This window comes from Streptomyces sp. NPDC004609 (genome assembly GCF_042873655.1).
Classification (GTDB): domain Bacteria; phylum Actinomycetota; class Actinomycetes; order Streptomycetales; family Streptomycetaceae; genus Streptomyces.
In genome coordinates, this window is record NZ_JBIALS010000007.1 from 308,884 (window position 1) to 316,173 (window position 7,290).

The following is a 7,290-nucleotide window of genomic DNA, read 5'->3' on the forward strand; positions in this document are numbered from 1 at the left end:
GTACGTCACTGATTACACGATGCTACTGAGTGCTGCGGCAATGAGGAGGGCACATGTCGGCAAGCGGCGCGACCGAGGAGTTCCGGGAGGCCCGGGACTTCCTCCTGCGACACCGGGAGGACTACGAGAGGGCGTACGACGGCTTCACCTGGCCGCGCCCGGAGAGCTTCAACTGGGCGCTGGACTGGTTCGACGCGATCGCGGACGGCAACGACCGTACCGCGCTCCACATCGTCGACGAGGACGGCACCGAGACCCGGCTCTCGTACGCCGGGCTCTCCGCCCGCTCCAACCGCGTCGCCAACTGGCTGCGCGCCCGCGGGGTGCGGGCCGGCGACCGGATGGTCGTCATGCTCGGCAACCAGCGCGAACTGTGGGAGACCGCGCTCGCCGCGATGAAGCTGCGTGCCGTCGTCATCCCGGCCACCCCCCTCCTCGGCCCCCTCGACCTGCGCGACCGCGTCCGGCGCGGCCGGGCGGCCCATGTCCTCGTGCGCTCCGAGGACGTGCCGAAGTTCGCGGAGGTGCCCGGCGACTACACCCGGATCGCGGTGGGCGACCGAGTGGAAGGCTGGCTTCCGTACGAGGAGGCCGACGGTGCCGACGCCCGGTTCACGCCCGACGGTGTCACCCGATCCGACGACCCGCTGATGCTCTACTTCACGTCCGGCACCACCGCCCGCCCCAAGCTTGTCGAGCACACCCATGTCTCGTACCCCGTCGGCCATCTCGCGACGATGTACTGGATCGGTCTGCAACCGGGCGATGTGCATCTGAACATCTCCTCGCCGGGCTGGGCCAAGCACGCCTGGTCCAATCTGTTCGCCCCCTGGAACGCCGAGGCGACCGTCTTCATCCACAACTACAGCCGCTTCGACGCGGCCCGGCTGATGGTGGAGATGGACCGCGCGGGGGTGACCAGCTTCTGTGCCCCGCCCACGGTGTGGCGGATGCTGATCCAGGCCGACCTGACCCAGCTGCGCACCCCGCCGCGTGAGGTCGTCGCCGCGGGTGAGCCGCTGAACCCGGAGGTCATCGAGACCGTGCGCCGGGAGTGGGGCGTCACCATCCGGGACGGCTTCGGGCAGACCGAGACCGCCGTCCAGGTCGCCAACAGCCCAGGCCAGCTCCTCAAGGCCGGCTCGATGGGGCGGCCCAGCCCCGGCTACCGGGTGGAGCTGCTCGACCCCGTGACCGGGGAGCCCGGCGCGGCCGAGGGGGAGATCTCCCTGGATCTGTCGGCCCGGCCCGTCGGGTTGATGACCGGCTACCACGGCGACCCCGAGCGCACGGCCGAGGTGATGGCGGGCGGTTACTACCGCACCGGTGACATCGGAGCGCGCGACGCCGACGGATACATCACCTATGTCGGCCGCTCCGACGATGTGTTCAAGGCGTCCGACTACAAGATCTCCCCGTTCGAGCTGGAGAGCGCGCTCCTGGAGCACGAGTGTGTCGCGGAGGCCGCCGTGGTGCCCGCGCCCGATCCCCTGCGGCTCGCCGTCCCGAAGGCGTACATCGTCCTCGCGGAGGGCTGGGAGCCGGGGCCCGACACGGCCAAGCTCCTGTTCGCGCACTCCCGCTCGGTCCTCGCGCCGTACAAGCGCATCCGGCGGCTGGAGTTCGCCGAGCTGCCCAAGACGGTCTCCGGCAAGATCCGCCGGATCGAGCTGCGCCAGCGCACGGCGGAGGGCTCGACCACGAACGAGTACGACGAAGGGGAACTGAGATGAGCGGCACCGCGCTCTCGTACGCGCACGGCACCGGGACGACGGCCCTGCTCGGCGACACGATCGGACGGAACCTGGACCGGGCGATCGCCGCGTACCCGGACCGGGAGGCGCTCGTCGACGTTCCCACCGGCGCCCGCTGGACGTACGCCCGCTTCGGCGAGGCCGTCGACGAACTCGCCCGCGGTTTCATGGGCATCGGCGTCGCCAAGGGGGACCGCGTCGGCATCTGGGCGGTCAACTGCGCCGAGTGGGTCCTCGTCCAGTACGCCACCGCCCGCATCGGCGCGATCATGGTGAACATCAACCCGGCCTATCGCGCGCACGAGCTGGAGTACGTCCTCAACCAGTCCGGGGTCTCCGTGCTGTGCGCCTCGCAGCGGCACAAGTCCAGCGACTACCGCGCCATGGTCGAGAAGGTCCGCGCCGACTGCCCCGCGCTCTCCTCCGTCCACTACATCGAGGACGGCTCCTGGGACGTTCTGCTGGACGCGGCCCGCTCGGTCACACCCGCGCAACTGGCCGCCCGCGAGGCGCAGTTGTCCTGTGACGACCCCGTCAACATCCAGTACACCTCCGGCACCACCGGCTTCCCCAAGGGCGCGACCCTCTCCCACCACAACATCCTCAACAACGGCTATTTCGTGGGGGAGACGATCGGCTACAGCGAGCACGACCGGATATGCATACCCGTGCCCTTCTACCACTGCTTCGGCATGGTGATGGGCAATCTGGCGGCCACCTCGCACGGCGCCTGCATGGTCATTCCGGCGCGCTCCTTCGACCCGGAGGCCACCCTGCGCGCGGTCGCCGAGGAGCGGTGCACCTCGCTGTACGGCGTACCGACGATGTTCATCGCCGAACTGAATCTGCCGGGCTTCGCCTCGTACGACCTCACCTCCCTGCGTACGGGCATCATGGCGGGCTCCCCGTGTCCGGTGGAGGTGATGAGGCGGGTCGTCGCCGAGATGAACATGGCGGAGGTGTCGATCTGCTACGGAATGACGGAGACCTCCCCGGTCTCCACCCAGACCCGCCGCGACGACGACCTGGGACGCCGCACCGGCACGGTCGGCCGGGTCCACCCGCATGTCGAGATCAAGATCACCGATCCGGTCACCGGGGTGACCCTGCCACGCGGGGAGGCGGGTGAGCTGTGCACCCGCGGCTACGGCGTGATGCTGGGCTACTGGGCGGAGCCCGAGAAGACCGCCGAGGCCATCGACTCGGGCCGCTGGATGCACACCGGTGATCTGGCGGTGATGCGCCCCGACGGCTATGTGCAGATCGTCGGCCGGATCAAGGACATGATCATCAGGGGTGGCGAGAACGTCTACCCCAGGGAGATAGAGGAGTTTCTGTACGGGCACCCCCAGGTCGCGGACGTCCAGGTGGTCGGGGTGCCGGACGAGAAGTACGGGGAGGAGATCCTCGCCTGTGTCATTCCCCGCGATCCGGCCGCCCCGCCGACACTCGACGACATCGCCGCCTACTGCCGGGAACAGCTCGCGCACTACAAGATCCCGCGCCGGCTGGAGATCCTCGACGACTTCCCGATGACGGTCAGCGGCAAGGTGCGGAAGGTGGAGCTGCGGGAGCGGTACGGCGCCGGGGAGAACGTGTACTGACTGGAGGGAACGCTCGCTCCAGTCGGCCAGGGGTGGCCGGAGCCGGGCCGGCCCCCGCGGCGGGGCCCGCACGGTGGCGGGTGCCGGGCCGTCCCGGCGACCTCTACAGCTCCCGGCGCATACAGACCCGGGGCCAGCGGTCCAGGCCGTGTTCCTTCTCGGCGCGCCTGATCTCCCGCAGTCCCTCGGTGAGTTCGGACTCGCCGAGGGTCCGGAAGCCGAGCCGGGCGTAGTACGGCGCGTTCCACGGCACCTCGGCGAACGTCGTCAGGGTGAGCGCGGTGAGCCCGTCCGAGGCGGCGCGGGACGCGAGATGGCCGATCAGACCGCTGCCCAGCCGCCGGTGGGCGGCGGCCGGGTGGACCGAGACCTGCTCGACATGGGCCGCGCCGTCGACGGTGTCGTGGATCAGATACGCGAGCGGCAGGCCTTCCTCGTCCGCGGACACCCAGGCGCGGCCCGCGCTGCGGTAGCGCTCCAGCAGATCGAGCGCCGGGGGCTCGTCGTCGGCGATCTCCGCCATGCCGAGGGCGCGGAACGGCTCACCGGCCGCCCTTTCGATGTCCTGGAGGAGAGGCAGTTCGGCGGCCTCGGCCGGTCGTATACGCATACCGGAAGTATCGCCCGTCCCCGGGGTGCCGTGGGGCCTGTCGCTGGACGTACCGCGCCCGGTGGTGCCGTCCCGGGGACCCGGCCGCCGGGAGGGCGCGATCACCCGGGCGCGGTCAGGTGGCGGGGCCCTTCGCCACCAGGTCGTCCGCCGGGCCGTTCACCGGCTGCGGACTGCCCGTGAGATCCATGACGAACAGCGGGACGCCCAGTTCGTCCGCCCGGATCCGGGCGTCGTCGGTGTAGCCCGCGAGCGCGAAGTAGACGGTCGACGCGGGCTCGCTCAGACCGTTGAGCCACAGACACTCCACATCGCGCAGACCGGCGGGCCGGGTCGAGGGCTCGACCTGGGCGATCAGACCGGGGCCGCGCAGATCGACGGCCGACGACACCCGGGTCTGCGGCCGTACGTCGGGCCGGTGGACCTCCTGCTGGACCACCTCGCGGAACCCCAGCCACCGCAGATAGAGCTCCGCCGCCGTCACGGCGTCCCGGGTGGTCCTTATGGCGATGGGGCGGAACGAGGGGCGGGGTGTCGCCCCCATGTGCGGCAGCGGGGGGTGCGGCGGGCGGGGGAGCACGCCGCCCGGGGACACCGGGCCCGGTACGGAGCCCCGCGGTGCCGGGCCCTTCGGCACGGCGCCGGGCCGGTCGTCCGCCCTGGCCGGGACCGGCGCGCCGACCGGGCGTACGGGGATACGCAGCAGCGCACCGCACGGGCAGCCCAGCTCCGGCTGCGGCCAGTAGCCCTCGCGCGCGCAGTGCCGGCAGCGCACCATCACCCAGTCCTCGCTCCAGGTCCGCCGCAGCAGGCGCTCGGGCGGAGCCGTCGCCAGCAGCGGCGGGGCCAAGGGCTCTCCGCACTCGCAGGGATAGACCGGTGACGCGTACAGATGGTCGCGCAGACACGACGGGCAGCGCACCGGAACCGTCTCGGCCATCGCCGCACCCCCTCGCCGGCCCTGCTCCTCTTCTACTGCCGCCCATCGTCCACCAAGAGCCACCCCTTGGGGAGGCACTTGGTCCATTACTTGACGACCTACGGCCCGGCTTCTCCCCTCTGCTTCCGTAGAGCAAAATTCAACTTCAGCATTTCGGAATGATGCAAGGGTTCGGGGCGGAATGGGCTCGGAGCTTCGGTACGGGGGTGGGTTCAGCGGGCCGCGCGTGCCCGGGCCGGGAGCCAGCCGAAGGAGTCCGCGCTCGGACGGTCGCCCGCCTGGTACTCCTGGCCGATCCAGCCCTCGTCACCGGTCTGCGCCGTCAAGAGGGCCGGTGCGGGCCGCCGCCACGCGGGGACGGGCCCGTGCCTTTGTGATCCCGGCCCCCGGTGCGCCCTGCGCGCTGCGTGATGGAGGGGGAGGATCTGCCGCCGGCTCCCTGCGGTCCGGCCGCACCGCGCGGCACGGGGGGCCGTCGGTCCGAGGGCGGTCCATGCGGGGGCGGTCTGCGTGATCCGGCGCCCGGAGCGGCGGCGCGGCATCCGGACGGGCGGGCGGACGGGCGCGGTGAGGAGTGAGGGTGAGGAGGTGTCACCCGCGCGGTGGTGTCCCGCCCGCGACATGGGCGCGTGCCCAGGCGAGCAGATCCGGGTCGGCCAGAGTGGCGACCCGGAGGTCCGCGGCGTGCTGTCCGTTCAGCTGGGGGCCGACGCCCAGGACCCGGAGCCCGGCGCTGTGCGCGGACGCGATCCCGGTGAGGGAGTCCTCGACCGCCAGGGCCTCCTGCGGCGCGACACCGCAGAGACGGGCCGCGGTGGCGTACAGATCGGGTTCCGGCTTGGGCCGCATCGCCTTGCCGGGTACGACGACGTGGTCGAAGTGGCCGCGGAGGCCGACCCTGGCCAGGGTGGACTCCACCACGTCCAGCGGGCAGTTGCTGGCCACCGCGAGGGGGACGTGTCCGGCGACGAGCCGGACCAGCTCGACGGCGCCCGGCATGGTGATCGGGTGCGCCTCGACGAGGGCCATGAAGTGCCGGAGGAGCGAATGGGTCAGTTCGCCGGTGAGTTCGGGTTTTCCCGTCTCGTCGGCCATAAGGCGACCGCATTGGATGTAATGAACGCCCTGCGCGCGTTCGGCGAAGCCCGCGGCCGGCTTGAGGCCGAATTCGCGGAAGGCCTTCATCCGCGCCTCCTGCCAGTGGCATTCGGAGTCCACCAGAGTGCCGTCGCAGTCGAACACGATGGCTGACGGGGACCAGGAGAGAAAGGGCTGAGCTGTCATTTTCGAGCCGTTCTCGAAGAGGGCGATGCGCCGAGCGGGCGGCATCCCCGGGTGGTGGACCGAAAGGCGGGCTCAACCCGACTGCCACGGGTGGGATCGCGAACGGTTTACTGTCCGGACAACGCGGCAGGTGCCTGCTCCCCAGCGGGCCGCCGCGGCAGAGCCGCCTGATGCGACCGGGCGGCTCCGTACCACTGCACAGCCGTTACGTTATTTCCGCGGGCAAAAGGGGCGCAATCACCGCTTCGAGTGTTGACAGTGGGCTCGATTATGAGTAGCTGCGAGTCGGCCGGAAAGGCGGTTGTATCGCGAGAAACTGATGACGGTCCGTCAATTCCCTTTGGGCTTATCGTGTATGACGGATTCAGTCCTCCGGAGTTCGGGGAAAGTGAAAGATTCATCGTCCCGTTGTGTCCGGTGCGGAAGCCCGGGGGAAATCACCCGTGTGTGTTCACATGAGACGATTAATGCGGCAGTGGGGTGGACTTGGGGCCGGGGCATGGACCGGAGTGCCGGGTGTGCTGTTCCCTGTCCCGTTCCGTGGCCGCGGCCGGAGGCGTACGTCTCCTGACGGCCTCATCGGGTGGGCCCGGTCCGCGTACCCTCCGCGGCCCCATTCCGGCCTGTTCAGGCCCTGATCCGCGGAACCGGGCGGACGCGGAGGGCGGGAGCCGCTACGCCGGGACGAAGGCGGGCCGGACGTCGGCGGGGGCGGAGGAGGGGAGCGCCGGGGCCGCCGCGCAGAGGCCCCGCGGGTCCGCCGCGAGGCGGCGAGGCGATGGAGAGGGGGCCCGGAGCGGCAGCCGGGCAGCGGATGGGCGGCGGCGGCTTCGCGGGGACAAGCGGCGGTGCCGTGGAGTACGGCCGGGGGGGGGGGGGGGGGGGGGGGGGGGGGGGCGGGGGGGGGGCGGGGGGGGGGGGGGGGGGGGGGGGGGGGGGGGGGGGGGGGGGGGCGGGCGGCGGCGGGGGGGGGGGGGGGGGCCGGCGGGCGGGGCCCCCCCCCCCCGGGCCCCCCCCCCCCACGGGAGCGGCGGATCAGTCGGTCGTCCCGGCCCCGGGCCGGTCGTCGTGGTCCAGTTGCCGGGCGAGCCGGCGCAG

At 71.7% G+C, this 7,290-nt stretch carries 5 protein-coding genes; 2 read left to right on the top strand and 3 right to left on the bottom strand.

Features of this window, described 5'->3' with window-relative positions:
* Positions 1-53: 53 nt before the first annotated feature.
* A complete protein-coding gene (locus tag ACFYT4_RS10320) occupies positions 54-1,733 on the top strand; it encodes an AMP-binding protein (RefSeq protein ID WP_389267106.1) in 1,680 nt (559 codons plus the stop codon).
* Entirely contained in the window at positions 1,730-3,358 is a 1,629-nt protein-coding gene (locus ACFYT4_RS10325; protein WP_389267107.1) for an AMP-binding protein, read from the top strand. Before ACFYT4_RS10320 ends, ACFYT4_RS10325 begins: the two co-directional genes overlap by 4 nt.
* A 103-nt stretch (positions 3,359-3,461) precedes the next feature.
* Here the strand turns inward: ACFYT4_RS10325 and ACFYT4_RS10330 are convergent, their stop codons facing one another.
* The 3 genes from ACFYT4_RS10330 to ACFYT4_RS10340 all read right to left on the bottom strand — a co-directional run bounded on the left by ACFYT4_RS10330 (position 3,462) and on the right by ACFYT4_RS10340 (position 6,192).
* Positions 3,462-3,968 carry a GNAT family N-acetyltransferase gene (locus tag ACFYT4_RS10330; protein ID WP_389267108.1) on the bottom strand — a complete coding sequence of 169 codons (507 nt, stop codon included), beginning with the start codon at positions 3,966-3,968 and terminating at the stop codon, positions 3,462-3,464.
* A gap of 115 nt (positions 3,969-4,083) precedes the next feature.
* Complete coding sequence (locus ACFYT4_RS10335; protein WP_389267109.1) at positions 4,084-4,908, bottom strand: hypothetical protein; 825 nt, start codon at positions 4,906-4,908, stop codon at positions 4,084-4,086.
* A gap of 591 nt (positions 4,909-5,499) precedes the next feature.
* Positions 5,500-6,192, bottom strand: coding sequence for an HAD family hydrolase (locus ACFYT4_RS10340; RefSeq protein ID WP_389267110.1), 693 nt, complete (start codon positions 6,190-6,192; stop codon positions 5,500-5,502).
* Positions 6,193-7,290 lie beyond the last annotated feature (1,098 nt).